Raw genomic sequence first — 1,151 nt, forward strand, 5'->3', positions numbered from 1 at the left:
GGAAAAACTGCGGGGCTTTGCGGCAGGACAGGATGGGATTGATCATGTATTCCGCGGGAAAATTAAACAGAATAAGGGAACCTCAGCTATTTTTGCAGCGGATGAAGATATGCAAAAAGCAATAGATTCATGGATGATCAAAGGGAAATATCCGAAGCTTTTAGATTTATGGGTCAAGGGAGTAATGATCGACTGGGACAAGCTCTATGGCTCGGCTAAACGCAGAAAAGTCAGCCTTCCCACCTACCCTTTTGCAAAAGAACGCTATTGGGTAGATAAAGTCGGTGAAAATAACGGCAATAACCGGGTGGCCCCTGCGGAGACCTCCGTGATTCATCCTCTGCTGCACCGGAATACGTCCGACCTTTCGGAACAGAGATTTACTTCAACCTTCACGGGCAAGGAGTTTTTCGTGGAGAACGATATGGCTAACGGGAGGAGGATTGTACCTGGAGCAGCGTACCTTGAGATGGCCCGGGCTGCGGTGGAGCATGGGGGGGGAGCATGGAGAGAGGAGCAGGCCGGAATACGGCTAAAGGATATCGTTTGGGCTCAGCCCGCCGTTGTGAGGAATCAGCCGGTGCAGGTGAACATTGGCCTGTTCCCGGAGGAAAACGGAGAGATTGCTTATGAAATATATAGTGATGAACCGGAAAAGGCAGATGCCAAGCAGCTCGTATACAGCCAGGGAATAGTCGTACCCTGCCAGCTTTCGAAAGCCCCGGCTCTAGATATACAAGCGGTACAGAAGGTGTGCAGCAGAAATATCCTTGCAGCAGAAGGGTTTAAAGCTGGAGCTGCCGGTCATGATTTGACCCGCTATGGGATAGAGAGCGTGCATACAGGAGAAGGGCAGATTCTGGCAAAGCTTTGTTTACCGTCTCCGGCATCGGATACGGAAAGCCGATTCATCCTGCATCCGGGGCTGATAAATTCTGCGTTAAAGGCATCTGCCGTGCTGACAACCGGTACAGTGGATGACAAGCCTCGCCTGCCTTTGGCACTTCAAGAGCTGGAGATTTTCAGCACATGCACCTCGAAGATGTGGGCGTTCATCCGGTACAGCAATGGTGGCAAAGCAGAGGATATCGAGCAGAAATTCGATATTGACCTTTGTGATGACAACGGAATGGTTTGTGTACGGATGAAAG

Annotated in this window: 1 protein-coding gene; it reads left to right on the top strand. The window is 50.6% G+C overall.

What is annotated here, in order from left to right; translation table 11 throughout:
- Positions 1-1,151 (top strand): polyketide synthase dehydratase domain-containing protein (locus L693_RS27935; RefSeq protein ID WP_155983804.1); only part of this gene is annotated, 1,151 nt, incomplete at both ends.

It is taken from the genome of Paenibacillus sp. 1-18 (assembly GCF_000520755.1).
Classification (GTDB): Bacteria; Bacillota; Bacilli; order Paenibacillales; family Paenibacillaceae; genus Paenibacillus; species Paenibacillus brasilensis.